At 57.1% G+C, this 25,612-nt stretch carries 17 protein-coding genes; all 17 read left to right on the top strand.

Translation table 11 applies throughout. The features are described 5' to 3' along the window. The 17 genes from AC2FI7_RS21645 to AC2FI7_RS21565 all read left to right on the top strand — a co-directional run bounded on the left by AC2FI7_RS21645 (position 1) and on the right by AC2FI7_RS21565 (position 25,596). Positions 1-843, top strand: a complete 843-nt coding sequence (locus tag AC2FI7_RS21645; RefSeq protein ID WP_010442184.1) for a sugar phosphate isomerase/epimerase family protein — start codon at positions 1-3, stop codon at positions 841-843. Next, on the top strand, positions 840-1,892 hold the full coding sequence (locus tag AC2FI7_RS21640) for a hypothetical protein (RefSeq protein WP_010442185.1): 1,053 nt from the start codon (positions 840-842) through the stop codon (positions 1,890-1,892). Before AC2FI7_RS21645 ends, AC2FI7_RS21640 begins: the two co-directional genes overlap by 4 nt. Further along, positions 1,889-3,064 (top strand): FAD-dependent oxidoreductase, encoded by a 1,176-nt coding sequence (locus tag AC2FI7_RS21635; protein ID WP_010442186.1) that lies wholly within the window; start codon positions 1,889-1,891, stop codon positions 3,062-3,064. Before AC2FI7_RS21640 ends, AC2FI7_RS21635 begins: the two co-directional genes overlap by 4 nt. Continuing rightward, entirely contained in the window at positions 3,045-3,464 is a 420-nt protein-coding gene (locus AC2FI7_RS21630) for a GtrA family protein (RefSeq protein ID WP_010442187.1), read from the top strand. The genes AC2FI7_RS21635 and AC2FI7_RS21630 overlap by 20 nt, the downstream gene beginning before the upstream one ends. Before the next feature lie 4 nt (positions 3,465-3,468). Further along, complete coding sequence (locus AC2FI7_RS21625; protein WP_496816945.1) at positions 3,469-4,305, top strand: glycosyltransferase family 2 protein; 837 nt, start codon at positions 3,469-3,471, stop codon at positions 4,303-4,305. 185 nt (positions 4,306-4,490) lie between these two features. Then, a complete protein-coding gene (gene xrtD / locus AC2FI7_RS21620; RefSeq protein ID WP_496816944.1) occupies positions 4,491-6,143 on the top strand; it encodes a VPLPA-CTERM-specific exosortase XrtD in 1,653 nt (550 codons plus the stop codon). 82 nt (positions 6,144-6,225) lie between these two features. Further along, positions 6,226-6,792, top strand: coding sequence for a dTDP-4-dehydrorhamnose 3,5-epimerase (rfbC, locus tag AC2FI7_RS21615; RefSeq protein WP_010442190.1), 567 nt, complete (start codon positions 6,226-6,228; stop codon positions 6,790-6,792). Then, a complete protein-coding gene (gene rfbB / locus AC2FI7_RS21610) occupies positions 6,792-7,832 on the top strand; it encodes a dTDP-glucose 4,6-dehydratase (RefSeq protein WP_010442191.1) in 1,041 nt (346 codons plus the stop codon). The genes rfbC and rfbB overlap by 1 nt, the downstream gene beginning before the upstream one ends. Beyond that, complete coding sequence (gene rfbD / locus AC2FI7_RS21605) at positions 7,829-8,692, top strand: dTDP-4-dehydrorhamnose reductase (RefSeq protein ID WP_010442192.1); 864 nt, start codon at positions 7,829-7,831, stop codon at positions 8,690-8,692. Before rfbB ends, rfbD begins: the two co-directional genes overlap by 4 nt. 18 nt (positions 8,693-8,710) lie before the next feature. Beyond that, complete coding sequence (rfbA, locus tag AC2FI7_RS21600) at positions 8,711-9,577, top strand: glucose-1-phosphate thymidylyltransferase RfbA (protein ID WP_010442193.1); 867 nt, start codon at positions 8,711-8,713, stop codon at positions 9,575-9,577. A gap of 244 nt (positions 9,578-9,821) precedes the next feature. Beyond that, positions 9,822-10,460, top strand: coding sequence for an MprA protease, GlyGly-CTERM protein-sorting domain-containing form (gene mprA, locus AC2FI7_RS21595; RefSeq protein ID WP_010442194.1), 639 nt, complete (start codon positions 9,822-9,824; stop codon positions 10,458-10,460). A gap of 434 nt (positions 10,461-10,894) precedes the next feature. Beyond that, positions 10,895-11,587, top strand: a complete 693-nt coding sequence (locus AC2FI7_RS21590; RefSeq protein ID WP_010442195.1) for a sugar transferase — start codon at positions 10,895-10,897, stop codon at positions 11,585-11,587. A 294-nt stretch (positions 11,588-11,881) separates the two neighbouring features. Next, positions 11,882-18,328: a type I polyketide synthase gene (locus AC2FI7_RS21585; RefSeq protein WP_496816942.1), complete on the top strand. Its 6,447-nt coding sequence runs from the start codon at positions 11,882-11,884 to the stop codon at positions 18,326-18,328. 2 nt (positions 18,329-18,330) lie between these two features. Continuing rightward, positions 18,331-19,341, top strand: a complete 1,011-nt coding sequence (locus tag AC2FI7_RS21580; RefSeq protein ID WP_496816941.1) for a glycosyltransferase family 2 protein — start codon at positions 18,331-18,333, stop codon at positions 19,339-19,341. Positions 19,342-19,343: 2 nt separating this feature from the next. Further along, positions 19,344-23,960, top strand: a complete 4,617-nt coding sequence (locus tag AC2FI7_RS21575; protein WP_496816940.1) for a MupA/Atu3671 family FMN-dependent luciferase-like monooxygenase — start codon at positions 19,344-19,346, stop codon at positions 23,958-23,960. Further along, positions 23,957-24,661: a 4'-phosphopantetheinyl transferase family protein gene (locus AC2FI7_RS21570; RefSeq protein ID WP_010442199.1), complete on the top strand. Its 705-nt coding sequence runs from the start codon at positions 23,957-23,959 to the stop codon at positions 24,659-24,661. Before AC2FI7_RS21575 ends, AC2FI7_RS21570 begins: the two co-directional genes overlap by 4 nt. Beyond that, complete coding sequence (locus tag AC2FI7_RS21565) at positions 24,658-25,596, top strand: hypothetical protein (RefSeq protein WP_496816939.1); 939 nt, start codon at positions 24,658-24,660, stop codon at positions 25,594-25,596. The genes AC2FI7_RS21570 and AC2FI7_RS21565 overlap by 4 nt, the downstream gene beginning before the upstream one ends. Positions 25,597-25,612 lie beyond the last annotated feature (16 nt).

Below are 25,612 nucleotides of genomic sequence, written 5' to 3'. Positions count from 1 at the left end.
ATGCAATATGCCGTTTCAAATATCGCCTGGACCGCAGATGATCGCCGCGACGTCTATGCCAGGCTACAGGCTGAGGGCATTACTGGGCTAGAGATCGCCCCTGGCCTACTGTTCAACACTGCAGACGACCCGTTCGAGCCAACTGATGCCCAGATCGCGTCAGTTCGGGGCGAACTTGAAGAATTCGGGCTGAAGATCGTTTCGATGCAGTCTCTGCTTTTCGGAGTCGAAGGCGCCGATTTATTAGGCGAAGATACTGGACGGATGGCCTTTGAACGGGGATTGAAACGCGCAATCACTTTGGCAGGACGGCTCGAGATACCCAATCTTGTGATGGGCTCACCCAAACAGCGCCAGCGACCACCGGAGATGCAACCGGACGCTGCTGTCGACAGGGCCATCGAAATTCTGACACCGCTTGCTGACGCCGCCGCAGCTGCGGGCACAATAATCGCGATGGAGTGCAACCCCGGCGAATATGACACCAATTTCCTGATAACACCCGATGAAACGCTTGATTTCGTGAAACGCGCTGATCATGCTGCAATCATGCTGAATTTCGACGTTGGTGCGACGCTGCTGACCGGCACATTTGATCGGGTCAAGGATCAGTTGACTGCGGCGGGCCCGACGCTCAGCCATGTCCATATCAGCGAACCGTTTCTCGCCCCCGCACCTGCAAGCCCGGAAGATGCGGCACTGGTGCTGCACACCTTACACACACTTGGATACCAGCGCGCGGTTTCGATCGAGATGCGCCGGCCCGAAGATGGGCTTACCGGTCTGGATGCGGCGCTTAGCAACCTGTCGGCGGCACGTCATCTCAGCGGAGGTGACCCATGAGCGGACCGAAGCTGCGCGACGACATCCTGATATCTGTATGCTTCACAGACGCCTACGTCCCCGACACTGCGGTTCCGCATATTGCGGCGACTGCGGAAATATTAAAGAACAACTACCGCTATTGGGAAATACTCGTCGTCAACGAAACCGGCTACGATACTGCCATGGAAGAGGCGCTGATCACGGTCCCGAACGTACGCTATCTGTCGGTGGTACGCGGGTTGGACAACAGTCAACGCCGGGTCATTGCCGCCTCGGAAGCGATCGGAGACTTTGTGGTAATCACCTCGGTGAACGAGGTGAACAGCTTCGATATTCCCGCAATGATCGACGAAGCACAGGACTACAACGCTGTTGTCTTGGGTCAGCGCAAGGCCATGGTGATGGCCGAACCTTTCATCGCAATTCTTGGCCGTGCCAGCGGATTTCAGGCCAGCACCCGCGACATGCAGACCATCACAATACCGCGTACGGCCCTGAATCGCCTGCTCAACGATGCAAACCCCGTGCTGGCCCTGCGCTTCCCGCCTCGGGACAACTCACTGACGGTGCTTCGGCGCGCACCCGACGTCAAAGGTGCCGTAACAGTTCACGAATCCACCTGGGTGGCGCGCACAACCAGCCGGTCTGACCTGCTACTGCGGATGGTGACCGAAGCGGGACCTTCACTGCTGAGTGCCGTGGCATTGTTTTCTGCATTCATGTTTGTCAGCGCGGTGCTTTTTGCGATCTATGTGGTGGTCATATATCTCACCAAAACAGATATCGCCGAAGGCTGGACCACCCTGTCGCTTTCGATTTCGGGTATGCTCGCGTTCCTGGGTGCCGCTCTGTTTGCGATTTGTGTGACCTTGCGCAAAGCGATGGAGATCATACGCGGCCGTACAGTCGATTATCTGGTGGCCGAGCGCAGCTCGGTTGATCTGTTTGAAAGCGTGTCGAATGCGCTCAATGTCGATACAGATGGCACCGAAAAGCTTGAAGATCGGCAAGAAGCCCCCGCGCCAACCGCATTAGTACATAAGCGTTCGGCAGGTGGTGCACCGTGACCTCGCCGCGTCGAGTCAAGTATCTGGTGATAGGCGGCGGGTTCTATGGTTGTTGCCTGGCCCTGTTTTTACGCTCGACTACGCGCGATGTCGTTCTGGTCGAAGCAGGATCCGAGATCATGACGCGCGCATCGCGGGTCAATCAGGCGCGCTTGCACTCAGGCTTTCATTACCCGCGTTCGATGTTGACTGCGTTGAAATCACGCAAATTGTGCCATCGTTTCGCCAATGATTTTCCCGATGCGATCGTATCTGATTTCCAGATGCTCTATGCCGTGGCGCGTCAACGTTCGAAAGTGTCTGCCAATCGATTTCGCAAAATGTTCGAGAATATGAAGGCGCCGATTGCGTTGGCGTCGCGGCAGGAAGCCGCATTGTTCGATGACGACCGGATCGAGGCGGTTTTTCGCGCGAATGAATTTGCCTTTGACTACTCTGTCCTGGCAAATCAACTGGCGGCCCGGATGGATGCGCTCAATCTCGATTTGCGGCTTGGGACCGAGGTCTTGTCCATCGACGACAACTCAGATGCACATGCAGCGGTCGTTCATTTGTCGGATGGCAGCGAAATTCTTGCAGACCACGTATTCAACGTTACCTATGCCCAGATCAACCACGTGCTCCGTCAATCCGGTCTGCCTCAGGCGCGTCTTAAACACGAAATGACAGAGCTTGCCCTCGTTGATCCGCCCGACGAGATGCAGGGCTATGCGGTCACGGTGATGGATGGGCCGTTCTTTTCGCTCATGCCCTATCCAGCGGCAGGAAAGTATTCGCTGACCCATGTGCGTTACACTCCGCATGTCAGTTGGACGGATCAATCAAGACCGGTTTCACCATACGACGCTTTCGCCCGGCTTGAGCCTGAAAGTCGACTCAGACACATGGTTCTGGACGCGTCCCGGTATCTGCCTTGCGTTGGGGGCATTTCGGGCGGAGATTCGATCTATGAGGTCAAAACGGTTCTGGTAAAGAACGAAGTTGACGACGGACGCCCAATTCTTGTCCACGAAGAACCGCGCGGTGGTCGAGTCACATCTGTGCTGGGCGGTAAGATCGACAATATTTATGATCTGTTTTCCCATCTACGCACCCAGCATGTTGCGCTGAAACGAGCGGACTTTCGATATATCCTTGCGGACAGAGACGGCCATGTCACGGAAACGGCATGAGTTTCTGCGATATGGCGCCACGGTGGCGCTTGGCCTGATCGTCGATCTGGCCGCCGCGCGCAGTGTGTTGGCGATTGGTGTCCCGATTGAACTCGCCGCCGTTATCGGTGTGGCCTTTGGTGCGATCTTTAACTTTGTCGTTCTCGATCTTTGGGCCTTTGCCGGGCAAAAGGCAATAGGCTCCGGCTCGCGACGGCTTCGGTATCTGGGGGCGCTTGGCGTCACCATGGCAGTTCGAGCTGCAGCGGTCTGGGTATTGGCCGCCCTGCTTCCTGCACAGACAGCGCCTATGGTGATCTTGTGCCTGGCAGTCGGCGTGTCTTTCACCGCCAATTTTTTGCTTTCAAAACACTGGGTTTTTCAACGCGACGATCAGCCCCAATCAACATCTGGAGAATGATCGGATGTCCCCAAGTACCGACACCGAATATCAGGACGCTGCGCCATCGCTTGCCGCCGTTGACGATGCGAGTTGGCAGGTGCCGGACTTCGATAGCCTAGAGTTGGGCCCGAAACTGCATGACGCTGTGCTGGTGATACCTGTCTTGAACGAGGGCAAGCGGATTCAAGGGCAGTTGCGCAATCTTGCCGCGCTGAACCACCCAGTTGACATCATTATAGCCGATGGAGGATCGACCGACGGCTCGCTGGAAGAGGGTTTCCTGCGCGACGTCGGTGTGCGCGCACGATTGACCAAAACCGGGCCCGGAAAACTCAGTGCTCAACTTCGCATGGCTTATGCTTGGGCATTGAAGCAAGGGTACCAAGGCATCGTGACTGTGGATGGTAACGGGAAAGATGGCATGGATGCCGTTCCTCTGTTTTTGCAGAAATTGTCGGAAGGCTATGACTATGTTCAGGGCTCGCGCTATCATCCGGATGGCACCCACAAAAACACGCCGCTCGAACGTACGGTGGCAAACCGCATGATCCACGCGCCGATGCTGAGTCTGGCATCGGGCTCGAAGCTGACAGACACAACAAACGGCTATCGCGCCTATTCTGCAAGTTATCTTCTCAATCTTGCCGTGCAGCCGTTCCGTGACGTGTTCAACGCTTATGAGCTATTGTTCTATCTCAGTGTGCGCGCCGGGCAGCTTGGGCTGCGTGTCACCGAAGTTCCGGTGTCACGCAGCTATCCCAAGAGTGGCAAAACCCCCACCAAGATCGCGGGGTTTTCCGGCAAGTTGAAGATCCTGCAACAAACACTGGCTGCCGCGTTGGGGCGGTATTCACCTTAAAACTGATCCGGCGATAGTCAGAACAAGCTTTCTAGATATTTGCTCATCTGGAAAATCTCCAGCACCAAAGCTCACCATAAGGTGAGCGCCGTCAGACAAAAGCACATGGCTTTTTCAGCTGTTTTCGCTACACTGCGCCCGCAGGTTTAATTAGTTGTTTGTTTCATCACAGAGGCTCCCGAGCTTTGGAGAAAATAACGGTTCCCCAATCAACCAACGGCATCAACACGGGCCTTTCGTCCCTGTCGGGCTGGGGTATGTTCTGGCTGATCGTGATGACGATTGCCTCATTCATTCTGTTTCAGGACGGCATCAATGAACTGTTCGAGGCCTGGAGCCTGCCTGAATACAGCCATGGACCGCTCATCCCGCTATTGTCTGCGCTGCTGTTTCTGAGGCAACTCAAAACGGTGCCGGTCATCACCGGTCCGCTGCCCGACCGCAAACCGGGTGTGATCCTGTTTGCTTTTTCCCTATGCCTGGCAATTGCAGGAAAGCTGATCCAGATCGGCGATATTGTCGCCTATGCAATGATCCTTTGGGTCGGAGCCATATTGCTGATCAGCTTTGGATGGCAGCGCGGGCGTAACTTCTGGCCGCCGGTCTTGCATCTGATTTATATGCTGCCTCTGCCCGTCGGCCTTTATTACGGGGTTTCAACATATTTGCAGGGGGTTTCGTCGGAACTCGGAGTTTATTTTCTGCGGTTTTTGCAGGTGCCAGTGTTTCTGCAGGGCAACATCATCGATCTCGGGGTCTACAAGCTGCACGTGGCCGAGGCCTGTTCCGGCCTGCGTTATCTGTTTCCGATCCTAAGTTTTTCTTACATCTTTGCGGTACTGTATCGAGGCCCAACCTGGCACAAGGCCGTTCTTTTGCTGGCCGCCGCACCGATCGCGGTTTTCATGAACTCGGCCCGCATCGCCTTGGCCGGGCTGGTCGTAAACACGTATGGCATGGAGTATGTCGAAGGGATTTCTCATTTCTTCGAAGGCTGGGTGATCTTCGTCGCCTGCATCCTGTTGCTGTTCGCACTGGCGTGGCTGATGCTGTTTCTGCGGCGTGACAAGATGGGTTTGGTCGAGGCGCTGGATCTGGACACAAGCGGGCTGTTACAGCAGGCAGCCCGGATACGACACATTCAGCCCTCGGGCGCCCTGATTGGATGCACCATCCTGGCTATGATAGTAGCGATCCTGTGGTCAGCCATCCCTACGCGCGACACAACCATCCCGATTGTACGCGACCCATTTGCCCTGTTTCCGACCCGCATCGGCGACTGGCAAAGCGGCCCGGCCCGGGTGCTCGATCCAACGGTCGCGCAGATCCTCGCCGCCGATGACTATTATTCGGCAGAGTTGCAACGACCAGGAGATCTGCAACCGGTCGATCTGTTCATGGCGTGGTACGCGGATCAGAACCAGGGGGGTGTTCATTCCCCAGAAGTCTGTCTGCCGGGTGGAGGTTGGGAAATTGCCCAATTGGAACAGATTGATGCGCCGGTTGCAGGGGATCAGGCCTTTACGTTGAATAAGGCGATCATCCAGCAGGGCCAGACCCGCATGCTTGTCTATTTCTGGTTCGAACAACAGGGGCAGCGCACCGCATCGGGATTTTGGGCGAAACTGCAGCTTCTGAAAGGCAAGATTATCAACGGGCGTAACGACAGCGCCCTAATCCGCCTGATCACGCCCATCGAGAGCACCGAGAACGACGCAATGGCACAGGCCAAGGCGCGCCTTGACGCCGCTACTCGGGACATTTTGTCAGAGTTACCTCGTTTTTCTCCGGGACTCCCGAGTACCAAAGCATTCGATACAACGCCTTTAAGTCGTTGACAAAATCCCGGACTATACAAACAACTATCCCTGCGCTGCAAAGCTGCGCTCCGCAGGACCGTGAAACGGGAAATTTGGAATAATGGACATTAAACTTCTTGATATCCCCGATATCCGACTGATCACGCCCCGGCGTTTCGGCGATCACCGCGGTTTTTTTGAGGAAACCTACAACCACGACAGCTTTGTCAACCATGGCATCGAGACTGTGTTCGTGCAGGATAATCATTCGCTGTCCCGATCCGCAGGCACGGTGCGCGGCCTGCATTTTCAAGCCCCGCCGCGCGCTCAGGCCAAACTGGTTCGCTGCGGGCGTGGGCGGTTTTTTGATGTTGCCGTCGACATCCGCAGAGGGTCGCCGACCTTTGGTCTATGGGTTGGCGCAGAACTCAGCTTTGAGAATGGCCGGATGCTGCTGGTTCCTGCCGGGTTTGCCCACGGCTTCATGACGTTGGAGCCGGAGACAGAGATTGTCTACAAATGTTCGGACACCTACGCGCCGGAAACAGAAGGCGCCCTTCGGTGGGATGATCCCGATATTGGAATTAATTGGCCCCTCGACATGGCCGAATCCAAAATATCAGATAAAGATAAAGCAGCCCCATTTTTGCGAGATATAGAGTCCCCGTTTACGATTGAGGATGGTTAATGAAAATTATGGTTACGGGCGGTGCTGGCTTTATCGGCTCTGCCGTTGTTCGGCGAGCGATTGCCTATGGACATTCGATCGTAAATGTCGACGCCCTCACCTACGCGGCCTGTCTGGATAACGTCGCTTCCGCATCAGAGTCGCCTGAATACGCGTTTGAACATGCGGACATTCGGGATGCCTCAGCGATGTCTGCGATCCTGTGCAAATATCAGCCCGACGCGATCATGCATCTGGCCGCCGAAAGCCATGTCGACCGCTCAATCGACGGTCCTGCGACCTTTATCGACACCAATGTAACCGGGACATATGTGTTGCTGGAAGCGGCCCGCGCCTATTGGATGGATGCAGGTCGCCCCGAGACCTTCCGGTTTCACCATATCTCAACCGACGAAGTCTTTGGCTCGCTGGGCGAGACCGGGTTTTTCACCGAAGACAGCCCCTATCAACCCAATTCTCCCTATTCTGCCTCGAAGGCAAGCTCGGATCATCTTGTCCGCGCCTGGCGCGAAACCTACGGTCTGCCGGTGGTTATGACCAATTGCTCGAACAATTACGGCCCCTATCAGTTTCCGGAAAAGCTGATCCCGGTAGTGATCCTGAATGCATTGTCCGGCAAACCGATCCCGATCTACGGGGCTGGTGACAATATTCGCGATTGGCTGCATGTCGAAGATCATGCCAAGGCGTTGTTGCTGGTGTTAGAAAAAGGCAAACTGGGTCGAAGCTACAATATTGGCGGCGAAAACGAGATGACCAATCTAGATCTGGTCCGGATGATCTGTGCAATTTTGGACCAGTTGAAGCCAGGCAAGACGCCTTATGCCGATCTGATCACCTTTGTCACTGACCGCCCCGGTCATGACCGCCGCTATGCCATTGATCCGAAACGCATTCGGGAAGAGCTGAACTGGCGCCCCACCTTCACACCCGAAACTGGCCTTAAGCAGACCGTGCAGTGGTATCTGGACAACGACGCATGGCTCAACGCCCTGCATACCCGAAGCGGCGTAGGTGAGCGGCTCGGGATTGCGCGATGAAGGCGCTGGTCTTCGGCTATACCGGTCAAGTGGCGTCAGAGCTGCACAGACGTGCAGGCGTGCATGGTGTCACACTCGAAGCGTTAGATCGATCCCGGGCCGATCTGTCCGACCCCGTCGCTTGTGCTGAAATAATTCGTCGTGCGGATGCAGACGTGATCATCAATGCCGCCGCCTATACAGCGGTTGATGAGGCCGAAAAAGAACCGGATTTGGCCCAGCTGATCAACGGAGATGCGCCCGGTGCCATGGCACGCGCCGCGGCAGCGCGCGGTCTGCCGTTCCTGCACATCTCAACCGACTATGTCTTCGACGGATCAGGCAGAACCCCGCACGCGATCAAAGACTCGACCAGTCCACTAGGGGTATATGGCCGAACCAAGCTGGAAGGAGAACGCCGGATTGCCGAGGCCGGAGGCTGGCACGCCATTCTGCGCACAAGCTGGGTGTTTTCTGCGCATGGGAAGAACTTTGTAAAAACCATCCTTCGGTTGGCCGAAAACCGGGACACGCTGTCTATCGTGGCAGATCAGATCGGGGGGCCAACGCCTGCCGCTGATATTGCCGAGACACTTTTGGCGATCGCTAAGGCAGCCCCCGCATTCGAGGGCGGCGTGTTTCATTACGCGGGCGCGCCGGATGTCAGTTGGGCAGATTTCGCCCGTGAAATTGTTTCACAAGCGGGTTTGGCTTCTCAGGTCAATGATATCCAAACCGCAGACTACCCGACCCAGGCCACAAGGCCACTGAATTCACGCCTCGATTGTTCACGGCTCATGGAAATACTTAATATCCCACAGCCCGATTGGAAAGCCGGCCTGACCGATGTTCTGGCCGAATTGAATGCCCTGAGCGACTAGTATTTGAGAGGATAAGCTATGCAACGCAAAGGTATTATTCTTGCCGGTGGATCCGGCACACGGCTTTACCCGATCACCATGGCCGTCTCAAAACAATTGCTGCCGATCTATGACAAGCCGATGATCTTTTATCCCCTCAGTGTTCTGATGCTGTCCGATATCCGCGAGATTGCGATCATCACCACGCCTCAGGATCAGGATCAGTTCCAGCGTCTGTTAGGCGATGGCAGCCAATATGGCCTGTCCCTGACTTGGATTACACAGCCCTCCCCTGATGGCCTGGCGCAAGCCTACATACTGGCAGAGGAATTTTTGGCAGGAGCGCCATCCGCGATGATCTTAGGTGATAATATCTTTTTCGGCCATGGCCTGCCCGACCTGTTACGCGTTGCAGATGCGCAAGTTCAGGGCGGTACAGTGTTCGCCTATCGCGTGGCTGACCCCGAACGCTATGGCGTGGTCGATTTTGATGGAAACAAAGCACGCGCAATCATCGAAAAACCCAAGATACCACCGTCGCATTATGCAGTTACGGGATTGTATTTTCTGGATGCGGACGCGCCCGCCCGCGCTCGGCAAGTCCAACCCTCCGCGCGCGGTGAGCTTGAGATCACATCTCTACTCGAAACCTACCTGGCCGAGGGGAGGTTGGACGTTCAAACCATGGGTCGAGGCTTTGCGTGGCTGGACACGGGCACGCATGGGTCACTGCTGGATGCCAGCAATTTCGTCCGCACGTTGACCGACCGCCAAGGCATGCAAACCGGAAGCCTTGACGAAATCGCCTGGGCTAATGGCTGGATCGATGATCAAGCCTTAGCCGAACGCGCAAAGCTGTTCTCTAAGTCCACTTATGGTGAATATCTAGAGCTGCTTCTAAAGTAATCGCTGAGTCGATACCAAGTCTTCTGCGGGCAGTACTCCGATTCAGTCTGATCGCATCACAGTCATTGAAGCTTTTTTGGCAACAATAAGACCTGCAAAGCGCTGATCGTTCACTCAACTTATGATACCGCCCACCAGAGGACACTTTTTTGTCAAAATTCAAAATTTTAGATGGTAACAACGGCTACTTTCTGACAATTTCGGATCAGTGTTACCGATTTACTTGGTTAGGATAGTTCGCGCCATGCTCAGAAGGCTTCTGGCAATTGCATCTGCCGTCGCATGTATAGCGACCACATCAAATGCCACTCCTGTAACTTTGGATTTTACCGGCACTCGCGGCGGCGACCTTGACCGTGTAGGAATACGCGCGGCAACTTTCGATGAAGGTGGTATTTCCGGATCTGTCTGGTCTGGCTCAACTGTGTACGGCGGCCTCTTCTCAACCATCACGGCCCATCGTAATGGGATTGGTGTTGATAATGGCTCGTATAACGACAATTCAAGGATTGATGGTAGTCGCGGCGACGATTGGCTGACCTTCACATTTGATTCCGCAGTTGAGCTTGTGTCGGTCACGTTCGCCAGCTTCACCGCATATCGAAAAGGCAGATTGGGTTGGCGGCGTGACGACGATGACGCCTGGGTCGATGTGCACGGAGACGGGCAGCCTGGCACATTCACCGATGAAAGGACTTTCTTCTTCGGCGATAACACCATTGCTCGCGGATTTTCTGTGGCAGCATTCGGCGCCAACGATGATTTCGTCGTCTCCAGCGCAACTGTTGCTGCGGTTCCACTGCCCTCGGCAGCTCTGTTGCTGATGGGCGGTCTTGCTGGGTTTGGCCTGATACGTCAACGTCAACGTCGGCGTGTTGCCTGATATCAGCTTGTTTCAGAACCAATTCAGAGCCTGCCTGGACCGGCAGGCTTTTTAGCAACATGACAACCAACAGAGCGAATCAGATTGCACAACCCGGCTCACCCTCAAAGACAAAGAGGCAAAGATTGGCAATTTGCTGCACTTAGGAAAGTTAAGAAATGAACCTCAACTCAAAATTGTTTGCACTTCTACAATACGGAACAATGGCAGTTAAAGTGCTCAATTGTGCTTCAAATAAGGCGAAAAAATGTCGTTCGGACCAGATTCACGCTTTGAGAAGTTGCTAAAAACTGTATAAACTGGTTCACGTACTTGTGGTACAGTTTCGTGGTATATCGTGTCTGCAGCGGTCCGATTCTAAAGGGATATTTTTTTTGCCCCACGGATTGCAGCGTAATGGTGAAGCCAGATTTGGCTTAAGGTTAAAGGTTGATATGTCTATTCAAGATACGAACATTCGCGCCGATTCCAGAGCCTGTGGCACTGTTATACAGGCCGGTCGAGCAGCCAGCGAAACAACTCAAATTTACCGCAGTGTATTCAAACGCCTGCTTGACTTGACTATTGTCCTGTTGGCTTTGCCAATCGTAGCACCCATCGTTTTGGTGTTGGCTCTTCTTGTTGCGCGCGATGGCTCGAACCCATTTTATGCTCAATCTCGTGTCGGCCGCGATGGTCGGATTTTCAAGATGTGGAAACTGCGCTCGATGGTTCCGAATGCGCAGTCGATGCTTGATGATTACCTGTCCGCAAACCCGGAGGCCCGCAGCGAATGGGACGAAACTCAAAAGCTGCAGAACGATCCCCGCATCACGCAGTTCGGCCTTGCGCTTCGCAAAACATCTCTGGATGAACTGCCGCAGTTGTGGAACGTGCTGATGGGTGAAATGAGCTTGGTCGGACCACGCCCGATGCTTCCCGAACAGCGAAAGCTGTATCCGGGCGAGGCCTATTTCTCATTGCGCCCCGGCATGACAGGGTCGTGGCAAGTGTCCGAGCGCAATGCCACCTCCTTCGCAAGTCGCGCCGAGTTCGACACTTCCTACGCCAGAAATTTGAACCTCAAAACCGATCTGGGTATCTTGTACTCCACGGTTGGCGTGGTCGTCCGAGCCACGGGCATCTAAGCGAGTATTCTCAACTGCAGCGTAGCTGTGCCGCGCCAGCCCAAGGCTTCCCTGGACTGGCGCAATGAGTTTTCCACCTTAGGATTGTGGAGCATTCGGAAACCATTGATGTACGCTCTTCTTTCCTGAATATCCCGGCCCTAAGGCTCGAATACGACATTTTCTTAACGTTATAAGGCTCCTGCACCACAATGATGGGGATCGAGTGCCGCAAAGGCCATAAAATTCAGAGCACATGCACCACTTTCGTTTGGCAATCCCTACAGCGGGACATAAACTCAAACCGGTTTATTAATGGATGGTTCTACAGTGAGTATTTCTGCCAGGGACGGCGACATCGCAATCGTTGGCATGGCCGCGCATCTGCCTGGCGCGTCTTCGATTGAAGCCTATTGGTCCAATCTGCGTGAGGGGGTGGAATCGATCCGCCAACTCAGCAGAGAACAGCTTCTTGCAAACGGTGAAACACCGCACCTGCTTGAGCGGCCGGACTATGTTCCCTTCGCCGCGCCTTTGGACCGGTTCGAAGAATTCGACGCCGAGTTTTTCGGGCTGTCGCCGAAGGAAGCCGCCATCATGGATCCGCAGCACCGCCAGTTTCTGGAGGTGGCATGGGAGGCACTGGAAAACGCCGGTCATCCGCCTGAGAGCTTTCCTGGTCCCATCGGTGTATTCGCCGGATGCGGAATGGGCAGCTATTTCTATTTCAACGTCTGTTCGAACCGGGATCTGGTCGACGATGTGGGCATGTTTCTGTTGCGCCACACGGGCAATGACAAGGATTTCATGTCCACACGGCTCAGCCATATCCTCGACCTCAAAGGGCCAAGTGTGAACGTGCAGACCGCGTGTTCGACTTCGTTGGTTGCAACCCATTACGCAACACAGGCCTTACTGACTGGTGAGTGCGACATGGCAATTGCCGGAGGGGTCACGATCGAGCTGCCCCACAACAGGGGCTATGTCTACAAAGAAGGCGAAGTACTGTCGCCTGATGGCCACTGCCATGCCTTCGATCATCGTGCGCAAGGTACTGTTTTTGGGTCAGGTGCAGGCGCTGTTGTCCTGCGCCGTTTGTCTGACGCAATTGAGGATGGGGACCATATCTGGGGCGTGATCCGGGGCACGGCGATCAACAATGACGGGGCAGCTAAAGCCGGGTATTTGGCTCCGTCTGTCGATGGTCAGGCTGCTGCGATATCCGAGGCCCATGTGATGGCCGACGTTCAGGCCGACACGTTGGACTACATCGAATGCCACGGGACCGGCACTTATCTGGGTGATCCGATCGAGGTTGCGGCCCTGACCCAGGCGTTTTCGGAAACCACGGACGAGACCGGTTTCTGCCGGTTGGGTTCAGTCAAGACCAATATTGGCCATTTGGATACCGCCGCCGGGGTCGCCAGCTTGATCAAAACCTCGCTGGCACTGCACCACAGGCAGATCCCGCCCAGCCTTGGGTATGAAAAGCCCAACCCTGCCATCGATTTCGAAAACAGCCCGTTCCAGGTGAACGACACCCTCACCGATTGGGTTCCGCACAACGGCCCACGACGAGCGGGTGTCAACTCTTTGGGCGTCGGCGGGACCAACGCACACGCTATTCTGGAAGAAGCGCCTGAGCGGGCCGCGTCCCAACCTTCGGACTGGCCGTTTCAGATCCTCACTCTCTCGGCACGAGGCAAGAAAGCGTTGGATGCCAACAGTGCCGCATTGGCCGAGCATTTGCGCGCCAATCCAGATCAGAATTTGGCGGACATCGCCTGGACCTTGAAAAACGGGCGGCGCGGGTTTGAAAAGCGGCGTGTGATCGTCGCTGAAACCCATGAAGAGGCTGCGGCCATACTGGAGGAAAATGATCCGCGCCGGGTATTCACGCACACGGTGATTTCGGACGCGCCCGAACAAGTCTTCATGTTTCCCGGCGGTGGGGCGCAGTATGCTGGAATGGCACGGGACCTCTATGAAACTGAGCCGACCTTTGCCGACTGGATGGACCGCGGTCTGGATATCCTGCAGGCCAAGCTCGATTACGATATCGGCGCAATATGGCTGCCCGAACCGGGACAGGAAGAGGCCGCGGATGAGCGGCTGAAAACCCCTTCGGTGCAGCTGCCGCTGATCATGATCACCGAATATGCGCTGGCGCAGCTCTGGATGGAGTGGGGTGTGCAGCCCGCCGCGCTGGTTGGCCACTCGATGGGTGAAAACACCGCCGCCTGCGTGGCTGGTGTGATGTCGTTCGAGGATTGCATCGGTCTGGTGCATCTGCGCGGGTGCCTGTTCGATACGGTCCCCGCTGGCGGCATGCTCAGCGTCCCTCTGCCCGCCGGCGATTTGCGGCCGCTATTGAGGGATGACCTTGATCTGGGCGCCGTCAACGCCCCCAGCCTGAGCGTTGCAACCGGACCTCAGGCCGCGCTGGACGATCTGGAGGAGCGCCTGCGCAATCAGGGTGTCGACTGCCAGCGCATCCCGATCGATATCGCCGCGCATTCCCGGATGCTCGAGCCGATCCTGCAGGACTTCGGCGACTATTTGCGCTCGATCGAATTGAAGGCACCGCAGATTCCCTTCCCCTCGAACCGCAGCGGTGACTGGATCACTGAGGCCGAGGCCACGGACCCGGAATACTGGGTCGGCCATCTGCGCAACACGGTTCATTTCGCCGACTGCATCACCACGCTGTCTGAAAACCCCGAGCGTATTTTCATCGAGGTCGGTCCGGGCAAAGCGCTGGCTTCGCTGACCGGGCAACATGACAAGGTGGACGCCAATCAGGTGATCAGCAGCCTGCGCCACCCGAATGATGATGTGGCTGACGATGCCTATTTCATGGCCATGCTGGGGCGTATCTGGGCTTTGGGCGGCACGTTCGACTGGGAACAGATCTGGGGTGAGGCGCGCCGCAACCGGGTACCCCTGCCGACCTATGCATTCCAGCGCTCACCCTATTTCATCGAACCCGGCAAGACGCAGGCGGAGACGGCCAGCCAGTGGTTGATGCGCACTGAAGATTCAGCCGATTGGGGCTATCGCGTCGCCTGGACGCCGAAATACGCAACCTGCGACGTCGATGTCACAGGCGATTTGTCAGACGCGCCTCAGGAAAGCTGGCTGATCTTCGCGGATGAGGCCGGGCTTTGCAACAAGCTGACCGAGCGCCTGAAACAGGCCGGTCATGAGGTGGTGACGGTCACGCCCGGCGATGCCTTTGCACGTATCAGCGAAGATCACTATCAGTTGGCCCCCGAACGCGGGCGCGAAAGCTATGATGCGCTGATCCGCGATCTGGTTACGCGGGAACGCAGCCCAACCCGGATCGTGCATGGCTGGTTGCTGACACAGGCCGAAACCTTCCGCCCCGGTGGCAGCTTCTTCCACCGCAATCTGGAGCAGGGCTTTTACAGCCTGTTCTTCCTGGCGCAGGCAATCGGGGATGAAGATCTGCCGATGCCTCTGCATCTCCATGTCCTCAGCTCGGGCGCGTTGCAGGTCCGGGATGAGGCCTTGCCCTATCCGGAAAAAGCCACCGTGACCGGCCCGACCCGGGTGATCCCGCGCGAATTCCCCGGCCTGACCTGTGCGCTGCTGGATATCGATCTACCACAAAGCGCTGGCAAACGCCGGACCCCTGCCTTGCCCGAAGGCCTGACGGATCAGGTGCTGGAAGACCTGCTGGCCCCACCCGCCTCGTTCACGGCGGCAATCCGTGCGGGCAAGCGGTTTGAACAGGGGTATCGACCGCAGGCACTGGAAGAGCCGTCTCTGGAAGACCTACCCCTGCGTGACGGCGGCACCTATCTGATCACCGGCGGTTTTGGGGGTATTGGTCTGACACTGGCCGAGGCGCTAATTTCGAAGGTGAATGCCAATATCGTCCTGCTCGCCCGCGGTGAACTGCCGCCGCGGGACCAATGGGAAAACGTGCTGAACAATTCAGCGCCTCAGGACAAGACCGCCCGCCGTATCCGTGCCGTCGAAAAGCTGGAAGCCGTAGGCGGGAAAGTTCTGCCGATATCCGTGGATGTCAGCAATGTTGAAGAGATGCGTCGTTGCGTGGATCGCGCGACGCAGGAGTTCGGCCAGATCAATGGGGTGATTCATGCGGCCGGCCTGATCGATGACGCGCCGATCATGACCAAGACCATGATGGAGATTGAGGATGTGTTCACACCCAAGATCCATGGCACGCAGGTCATAGACCAGATCTTCCCGGGCGGATCGCTGGATTGGCTGGTTCTGTTCTCGTCCAGCTCAACGGCGACAGCGCCTGTGGGTCAGGTCGATTACGTCGCCGCCAATGACTATCTGAACGCCTTTGCCCGCGCGCGCTCGGGCGGCAAAACGCAGGTTGTGTCAGTCAACTGGGGTATTTGGGCCGATGTCGGCATGGCCGCCGACGCGATGGAGGCACGGACCGGGTCCAGTGAACCGGCTCCTGTCACCTCGGCGGGCGTTCCGATGCTGGATCAGGCAAGCTTTGATGACGCTGGCAACCGCATGCTGAGCGCGACCTATAACGCCCATGATCGCTGGTTCCTGAATGACCACAGAACCAAGGCCGGGCACGCTTTGGTACCCGGCACCGGCTATCTGGAGCTGGCCTCCGAAGCGCTGCGGGTACAGGGCGAAACCGGCCCGTTTGAAATCCGTGACCTGTATTTCCTGCGCCCACTTGCGGTTGCGGACAGTAAAGATCAGCAGGTCCGTCTGCGCCTGCCACGCAGCGATGTTGGCTATGATCTGACGGTCGAGAGCGGATCGGATGACGCGTTCGAGCTGAATGCACAGGCCAGCCTGTCGCTGCTGCCGCTGATCGCACCCGCACCGCTGGATGTTGCGGCCATCGCGGCCCGTTGTGGCACGGCCCATCAGGCCGAGGGTGCGGGGCGCCTGCGGTCCCTGCAGGAGGCGCATCTGAACTTTGGTCCGCGCTGGCGGGTCCTGACCTCAACCGCGCTGGGGCAGGATGAAGGTCTGGCTCATCTGGCCCTGCCCGAAGGCTTGCAGACGGATATCGAGGCGGGCTATCACCTGCACCCTGCCCTGATGGATCTGGCCACGGGCTGGGCGATGGAGCTGATCGCAGGATACCAGGCCTCGCACCTATGGGTGCCGGTCTCGTATCGCTCGGTGCGTGTCTTTGCGCCGCTGCCCGCGCAGATCGTCAGTTGGGTCCGCAACGCGGGCGACAACCGGGCCGAAGGCGAAACCGCCAGCTTCGATGTCACCATCGCTGCGCCAGACGGCACGATCTGCATCGAGGTCGAGGGCTTCTCGATCCGCCGGATGGAGGATTCCGTGGATTTCGCCTTCACCGAAAGCGCGCCTGTCGTCACCTCGGAGGTCGACACCCCAGCGCCCCTATCCCCGGCCGAAGAACGGCTGCGCCATAACCTGTCTCAGGGCATTCCGGCATCAGAAGGGCCGGGCCTGTTCTTCAAGGCGCTGACCAGCGGGCAGTCTCAGATCATCCTGTCCTCGCTGGATCTTGACGGGCTGATTGCACAGGCTGCCGACAGCGGAGCCTCCACCGAAAGCTCGGATCAGAAATTCCAACGGCCCGAGTTGGACTCGGATTACGTTGCGCCGGAAAATGATATCGAACGCCGTCTGGCCGGGTTCTGGCAAGAGCTTCTGGGTGTGGACGAGATCGGTGTCGAGGACAGTTTCTTCGATCTTGGCGGGCACTCCCTGATTGCGGTGCGCCTGTTCGCGCAGATCCGCAAGGCCTACAATGTGGACTTCCCGATCTCGGTCCTGTTCGAGGCCCCGACCATCCGCACATGCGCCGACCTGATCGCCGCCCGCGGCGTGCCAATAGACGCGGGCGAAGACGATGCGCCGGCAACTGCGGCCCCGGCCACACCGGAACGTCGCTTTACCCATCTGGTTCCGATGCATTCCGGCGAGGGCGGACCGAAGACACCGTTCTTCCTGGTGGCTGGCATGTTCGGAAACGTCCTGAACCTGCGCCATCTGGCGCATCTGGTGGGCACCGACCGTCCGTTTTATGGGCTGCAGGCACGCGGTCTTTACGGGGATGAAGAACCACACCGTGATCTGCGCGAAGCGGCCAGAGACTACATCGCCGAAATGCGGCAGGTACAGCCGACCGGTCCCTATATGCTGGGCGGCTTCTCGGGGGGTGGCATCACCGCCTACGAGATCGCGCGTCAGTTGACCGAAGCCGGTGAAGAGATCGCAGCGCTGGTGATGCTGGACACGCCCTTGCCCGTTCGCCACCCGCTGACGCGACGGGATCGTCTGGTAATCCAGTTGCAGGAGCTGAAGAACAAAGGCGCAAGCTATCCGATTCAATGGGCAAAAAACCGGATCGCCTGGGAAATACAAAAGCGTCAGCCCAAGGATGAGATCGCCGAAACTGGCCAACAGTTCCACGATACCGAGATCGAAGCTGCGTTCATGGAAAGCGTGAAAAGCTATCCCCTGAATGCCTGGGACGGACCACTAACCCTGTTCAGGCCACCGCTGGTCGGAAAATGGGAGGTTGCGCCCGGGAAGCTGGTTCACCACGAACGCTACTATCTGACCCATGACAATGACTGGACACCTTGGGCCCCGAATATCGAAGTGTTCGAAGTGCCCGGTGATCACGACTCGATGGTGCTGGAGCCGAATGTGCGGGTGCTGGCAGCGCAGATGAAATCCTGCCTTGAAAATGCAGAACGCCAAATTTTGCGCCCGCGACCCACTCTGCAAGAGGCAGCGGAATAGCCATGCCTGATCCTGTACTTCTGACCGTAATTCTGAACTATAAAACAGCGGACATGACGTTGCGGTCGGTCGAGGCGGCAAAAATAGCCATGGAGGGGATCCCCGGAGAGATCATCGTTGTAGACAACGACTCGCAAGATGGATCTTTCGCGGCGATCTCGACCCATGTTCATGATCAAGGCTGGGATCAGGACAATCGCGTTCGGGTCATTCAGTCAGGGCATAACGGCGGCTTTGGCGCTGGCAACAATGTAGGTATGCGCGCGGGGCTTTCGGACGGAACGCGGCCCGATTACGTCTACATCCTGAATTCCGATGCCTTCCCCGCTCCAGATGCAATTCGCATTTTGCTGGAGCATCTTGAAACCACACCCGAAACCGGGTTTGCGGGCAGCTACATATTCGGCGACGACGAAGAGCCCCACCTGACCAGCTTCCGCTTTCCTTCGGTCGCAAGCGAGTTTGAAAGCAGCATCAACTTTGGCCCCGTCACCCGGTTGTTCAAAAACCGGATCGTACCCATTCCGATCCCGTCCGAAACGCGAACAGTCGACTGGTTGGCCGGTGCCAGCCTGATGATACGGCAACGCGTTCTGGATGAGATCGGTCTATTTGATGAGACGTTTTTTCTGTATTTCGAAGAAACCGATCTCTGCCTGCGAGCGGCGCGCGCGGGGTATCGCACCGATTATGTACGCGTCAGCGAGGTGATGCATATCGGATCTGTTTCAACCGGCATGAAGAACTGGAACCGGGTGCCGACCTATTGGTTTGACTCACGCCTGTACTATTTCGTCAAAAACCATGGCGCTTTTTACGCCGCCTGCGCTACCTGCGTACATTTGACTGGTGGCTTTCTGCACTGGCTGCGCTGCTTAATAACACGCAGGCGCACCGGTGTGCCGCCCCATTTTTTGCGTACTCTTGCCTGGCATGACCTGTCCGCATGCATGCGCGCGCCGTGGCGCAAGCGCAATCCGGATGCTCAGGCCAGGCCCGTTATTGGAGAATGAAGATGCCTTTCAGCACTTTTCTTGTCGGCCATGAATCCCTTGTCATTCAGTGCGGGGAAATGCTGCTGGAGGCGGGGCACAGCATTCAGGGCGTCGCTACGCGGAATTCCGATGTGGAAGCCTGGGCCAAGACTCACTCCTTGCCTCTTCATGCACCTGGCGAAGGATTGTCAGACCGGGTTGAAGGGGTCTCGTTTGATTGGCTGCTGAGCATCGCAAATCTCGATCTGCTACCAGAAGCGTTGCTGAACAAAGCTGCGAAAGGTGCTGTCAATTTCCACGATGGCCCGCTACCGCGCTATGCAGGGCTTAACGCGCCGGTATGGGCCATTCTGAATGGGGAGACACAACACGGGATCACCTGGCACATTATCTCGGGCGGCGTGGATGAGGGCGGGATCGTTGCCCAAAACCTGTTTGATATCAACAACAGCGAAACTGCCCTGACATTGAACACCAAATGCTACGGTGCCGCCATCGAAAGCTTTGCCGAGGTCATCCGGGCACTGGAAGCGGATCAACCCCCTGCCCCACAGGATCTGTCGCAGCGCAGCTATTTTGCAAAGAACGACCGCCCTGAGGCGGCGGCCCGGCTGGATTTCGCAAAACCGGCGCATGAATTGGCCGCTTTGGTGCGCGCATTGGATCACGGAGACTATTGGAACCCTTTGTGTCGCCCGAAGGTCGAGCGCGATGGTCAGCTCTGGCTAGTCGGCGCGGCCAAGGTGAGTGAACAGCCAACCGATGCTGTGCCCGGCACCATTCTGGCCAGCAGCGCAGAAAGTGTGACCATCGCCACCCGTGAAGGCGCAATTGAGATCAGCGATCTGCGAAATGGCATGGGCGCACCTATGCCTACCGATGGTATTTTGAATGGCGGCAGCGCACTGCCTGCATTGACCGCGGAAAAGGCGACCGCGATCAATCAATCAATTGCTGAAACGCTTGCCTCCGAACCACAATGGCGGGCCCGCCTGGAATCGCTGCAAGAGGTCGACATTCCGCTGATCAATCCGGCGATGCCGTCCGGTGCCCCCCGATCGCAAGCGCTGCATGCGCCGGATGGGCTTGCAGATGTGACAGTCAAGGCTGCATTAGCGGCCCTGATGGCACGCCTTGGGGATGCATTCACCCTCGATCTGGCGCTCCGGCTGAACAGCGCATCCCCCTATCTCAACGACTGGGTTCCGGTGCGCTTTGCTGCGGACAAGACATTCTCAGCGGCGCAGGAGGAGTTTGATCAGACAATTACGCAAGCTCAGGCACTTGGTCCGTTCGCCCATGATCTGCCGGCGCGCCTGCCCGGTGCGGCGGCACTGCAAACACCGGTGATCGGGCTATCCGATGATGTTTCGGAAGGTCTTGTTCCAGGCACAAGTCTGACGCTGGCCACGTTTGATGGACAGACAGTGCTGTTTGCCGACAGTGGACATGTCTCCGAAGCCGCGCTGCGCTTGTTCGCGGCACGTATCGAGAATCTGCTGGTGTCGCTGACAGATCCGGCCAAGGCGAGCCTGCCAATTGCCGAGCTTCCCATTCTGCCCGATACGGAACGTGCACAGATCCTGCAGGATTGGAACAATACTTCTATCGCCTATGATGAAGTCACCTGCGTTCACCAGCATTTCGAAGCCCAGGTTGAATGTACTCCCAATGCACCGGCACTGGTATTTAAAAATCTCAGCTTCAGTTATGCCGAACTGAATGCACGGGCCAACCAGGTCGCGCATATTCTGCGTGAGATGGGGGTTGGTCCGGACACGCTCGTGGGCCTGCATGTCAAACGCTCTCCACTCTTGTTGATCGGGGCGTTGGGTATTCTGAAGGCAGGCGGCGCCTATGTACCGATGGATCCGGCCTATCCCGCCGATCGAACCGCTCTTTATCTTGAAGACAGCGGCGCGAAGGTATTGTTGACCGAATCCGCCTTGGCACCCGCGTTGCCGGAACATAACGCACAGCCATTGCTGCTGGATACGGACCCGCGGCTGGGAACGACCGCGACAGACAATATCAGCAGCGGTGTGACCTCGGACAACCTCGCCTACCTGATCTACACTTCGGGTTCGACTGGTCGGCCCAAGGGTGTCATGGTCGAACATCGCAACGTGTCGAACTTCTTCACCGGTATGGACGATCGCATCAGCCATGATCCGGCCGGGGTTTGGCTGGCGGTGACCAGCCTATCATTCGATATTTCGGTGCTCGAGTTGTTCTGGACCCTCGCACGCGGCTTCAAGATCGTACTCAGCGATGATGAAAACCGCGCCCTGGTCGCGGGCGACTCGGCCCCTGGGAAATCTATCACCGGCAAAGGGATGGAGTTCAGCCTTTTCTACTGGGGCAATGACGATGGTGTTGGGCGCGACAAGTACAAATTGCTGCTAGAGGGCGCAAAATTCGGGGATCAGAACGGGTTCTGTGCTGTCTGGACGCCCGAACGTCATTTCCACGCATTTGGCGGCCCCTACCCCAACCCGTCGGTCACAGGCGCAGCTGTTGCTGCCGTGACCGAAAATATCGGCGTACGTGCTGGAAGCTGCGTCGCACCGCTACACCACCCGGCACGTATTGCCGAAGAATGGGCGGTCATCGATAACCTGACCAACGGACGCGCGGGGCTTGCCATCGCCTCGGGCTGGCAGCCAGATGACTTCATTCTGCGACCCGAAAACACGCCTCCCGAGAACAAACCTGCGATGCTTAAGGCGATCAGCACTTTGCGCCAACTTTGGGCTGGTGAAACAGTGGAATTCCCCACCAAGTCCGGGGATATGCATGGCGTCGTCACGCAGCCTCGCCCGGTGTCAAAGAAATTACCTGTATGGGTCACCACCGCCGGAAACCCGGATACATGGCGCGAGGCCGGGGCCATCGGGGCCAACGTCCTGACTCACCTTCTGGGCCAGAGCGTGCAGGAGGTCGCCGACAAGATTGGCATCTACCACACCGCCCTAAGTGAAGCGGGCCATGATCCCGACGACCACACGGTCACCCTGATGCTGCATACCTATGTGGGTCAGGACCGCGAAGAGGTGCGCGAGGTCGCGCGAGAGCCGATGAAGGATTACCTGCGCTCGGCTGCCGGGCTGATCAAGCAATATGCCTGGGCCTTCCCGGCCTTCAAGAAACCGAAAGGTGTTTCAAACCCATTCCAACTGGATCTGGGCAGCCTGTCTGACGAGGAACTCGAAGGCATACTCGATTTCGCTTTCCTGCGATATTTCGAGGATTCCGGCCTGTTCGGCACCGTTGAGGACTGTCTGAACCGGGTTGAAGAGCTGAAACGCATCGGCGTGGATGAGATTGCCTGCCTGATCGACTATGGCATTTCGGTCGATGAGGTGATGGAGGGGCTGAAGCCTCTGGCCGAGGTGCTGCGCCTGTCCAATCAGGATACAGACCTGGCTGAGGATGACTATTCCATCGCCGCCCAGATCATCCGCCATAAGGTCAGCCATCTGCAATGCACCCCCAGCATGGCGCAGATGATCCTGATGAGCGATGAGGCGCGCTTTGCCCTGTCCAAGATCAAGCACATGATGATCGGCGGTGAGGCCCTGCCCGGCTCGCTGGTCAAGCAGATCAACAAACTTTCCCCTGCACATATCGAAAACATGTACGGGCCCACAGAGACAACGATCTGGTCGACAACCGAGACCGCAACAGCTGCGGATGGCGTGGTCAATGTCGGAACCCCGATTGCAAACACACAGGTCTATGTACTGGACGAAAGCAACCGTCCCGCCCCCATCGGCGTGGCCGGAGAGCTTTATATCGGAGGCGCAGGCGTGACACGCGGCTATTGGCAGCGCGAAGACCTGACGGCCGACCGCTTCGTGCCCGATCCATTCTCAGACACCCCCGGGGCGCGGCTCTATCGCACCGGCGATCTGGTGCGCTGGCGGACGGACGGACGGCTCGATTTCCTGGGCCGCGCGGATCACCAGATCAAACTGCGCGGCTATCGGATCGAGTTGGGCGAGATCGAAAGCCTGCTGGACGCGCAAGCCGGTGTACGGCAGTCGGTTGTCATCGCGCGCGAGGATACGCCCAATCTGGTGCAACTCGCGGCTTATATGACCGTCGATCACGCTGTGGATGAAAAGGCATTGCGTCAGGCGCTGGCGATGCAACTGCCGGACTACATGGTGCCAACGCATTTTGTGACGCTGGACAGCTTTCCGCTGACACCGAACCGGAAAGTAGATCGCAAGGCCCTGCCTGCACCTGCAGCACAGAAACCGCGTACCGAATCCACCGTATCTGAGCCGGCCTCGGGCGGTTCTGCCACACAGAAAATTGCGGCGATCTGGTCACGGATTCTGGGTGTTTCAGACATCAGCGGGCGGGACAATTTCTTCGATCTGGGCGGGCACTCCCTGCTGGCGGTACAGGCACATCGCGAAATCCGCACAGAGTTGAACGTGCCGGGGCTCAGCATAACGGATATTTTCCGGTGCCCAACTTTGGCGGCCCTTGCCGAAACGGTCGAAAAGAAATCAGGCTCCAAACCTGCCGAAGCAAGCCCGACGCAGTCGTCGCCAGAAAAAGCCAGCAGCCGTAGCGATGCTATGGCGCGCAGGCGCGAGATGCGGGCGCGCAGACGGTCGGCGTGAACAGGTTTACAGCGATAAAGGCCGAGCTTCGCAAGATGCTCGGCCCGGAGATAGGTATCGGGGTGACCGATCCCAAAGCTTCGGGCGCTGCATTATTGCCCGGGGAAATTCCCGCAATGAAACGCGCGGTCGAAACGCGTCGATTGGAGTTCGCCGCCGGACGTAGCGCTGCTCGACAGGCGATGAGAGAACTAAACCTCAGCCCCGTCGCAATCCCGATGGCTGACGATCGCAGCCCAGTTTGGCCCGACGGCGTAATCGGCTCGATCACCCATTGCAACGATATCTGTATCGCAATCGTTGCACATAAGGGCTCTGAACACGGTATCGGTATTGATATCGAGCCTGACGGGCTGTTGGACCCCGACCTTGAGGCGGTGATCTGTACACCGTCTGAAAGAGAATGGCTGGATACCCAGAACACTGAGCGACGTGGACATCTGGCAAAACAGATTTTCTGCGTGAAAGAGAGCATCTACAAAGCGATCCACCCGCTGATTGGACAAATGATCGAATTCCAGGACGTCGAATTCCTGCGCCCTTTGCAGCCCAACAGCCCCATTGCGCTGACCATTGGTGATCGCACAACCAGGCTGGAGCTCAGACTGATGAGCCAGACTCTCGATGATAAATTCTTCAGCTTCGCCGCACTCGACGACATGTCAGCCATGTTTTTGCTCAGCCTAGAGAGCGTGTCTTGATCAAGCGATATATTCCAGGTCGTATCCGGGTGGCCACAGCCGCCATAGCCGGTGTTTTGCGCCTAAACGGCGCAAGACCAATCGATATCGCCACGTTTGATTCGTTATATGACAATCCCGGCCCTAAGCCCGCCATTCCGCAGAAGGTTTTCCATCTGGGGCACAGTCTGGTCGGCCCGGATATCCCTGAAATGCTAAAACAACTGGCGGGTAAAAGGCACGATTACACCAGCCAATTGGGCTGGGGCACACCGCTGCGGGCCCACTGGGATCCAGAAGAAACCATCAACGGGTTCGAGCTGAGAAATGCCCCAGCTGAATATGAGGATGCTAAACAGGCCCTCTCGTCCGGCGAATACAATACGCTGGTCATGACTGAGATGGTCGAAATCCGGGCCGCCATCAAGTATTATAACAGCGCAAAATACCTTCGCAATTGGATCCAACTTGGCCGCCAGTCCAATCCGGACATACGCATCTTTTTTTATGAGACATGGCACAATCTGGACGACAAGGAAGGCTGGCTGGAGCGGATCGACAAAGATCTTGAGCGCTATTGGTTCAATGGCATTCTTCGGGTTGCTTTGGGTTATGAGGGAACACCGGCCCCGGTCTATGTCATCCCTGCCGGGCAAGTCATGGCGCGTTTCGTGCGTGAAGTTGAGCACCGTGGCGGCGTCGGACCTATTGCCGACCGAAACCACCTGTTCACTGACACGATCCACCTGAGTGATTATGGCACCTATCTGGTCGCGTTGACCCATTACGCGGTGTTGTATCAAACCTCACCCCTAGGATTGCCACATGTATTGACCAAAGCCGATGGCACGCCCGCCAAAGACCCATGCCCCGAAGCCGCACGTCTGATGCAGGAGATCGTCTGGGATGTGGTGACTAATTTGCGGTTTACCGGGTTGGCCAGTCCTGATCCTTGATCTCGCCCACCCACAG

The sequence above is a fragment of the Ruegeria sp. YTSA064 genome (assembly GCF_059610325.1).
Note: the sequence above shows the minus strand (reverse complement) of the source record. Positions and strands in the feature narration are given on the sequence as shown.

Coding starts and splice junctions, on each gene's coding strand:
- AC2FI7_RS21590 (WP_010442195.1), top strand. CDS start 10,895: ATGTCTATTCAAGATACGAACATTCGCGCCGATTCCAGAGCCTGTGGC.
- AC2FI7_RS21575 (WP_496816940.1), top strand. CDS start 19,344: ATGCCTTTCAGCACTTTTCTTGTCGGCCATGAATCCCTTGTCATTCAG.
- AC2FI7_RS21580 (WP_496816941.1), top strand. CDS start 18,331: ATGCCTGATCCTGTACTTCTGACCGTAATTCTGAACTATAAAACAGCG.
- AC2FI7_RS21585 (WP_496816942.1), top strand. CDS start 11,882: ATGGATGGTTCTACAGTGAGTATTTCTGCCAGGGACGGCGACATCGCA.
- rfbB (WP_010442191.1), top strand. CDS start 6,792: ATGAAAATTATGGTTACGGGCGGTGCTGGCTTTATCGGCTCTGCCGTT.
- AC2FI7_RS21640 (WP_010442185.1), top strand. CDS start 840: ATGAGCGGACCGAAGCTGCGCGACGACATCCTGATATCTGTATGCTTC.
- rfbC (WP_010442190.1), top strand. CDS start 6,226: ATGGACATTAAACTTCTTGATATCCCCGATATCCGACTGATCACGCCC.
- rfbD (WP_010442192.1), top strand. CDS start 7,829: ATGAAGGCGCTGGTCTTCGGCTATACCGGTCAAGTGGCGTCAGAGCTG.
- AC2FI7_RS21630 (WP_010442187.1), top strand. CDS start 3,045: ATGTCACGGAAACGGCATGAGTTTCTGCGATATGGCGCCACGGTGGCG.
- mprA (WP_010442194.1), top strand. CDS start 9,822: ATGCTCAGAAGGCTTCTGGCAATTGCATCTGCCGTCGCATGTATAGCG.
- AC2FI7_RS21645 (WP_010442184.1), top strand. CDS start 1: ATGCAATATGCCGTTTCAAATATCGCCTGGACCGCAGATGATCGCCGC.
- AC2FI7_RS21625 (WP_496816945.1), top strand. CDS start 3,469: ATGTCCCCAAGTACCGACACCGAATATCAGGACGCTGCGCCATCGCTT.
- rfbA (WP_010442193.1), top strand. CDS start 8,711: ATGCAACGCAAAGGTATTATTCTTGCCGGTGGATCCGGCACACGGCTT.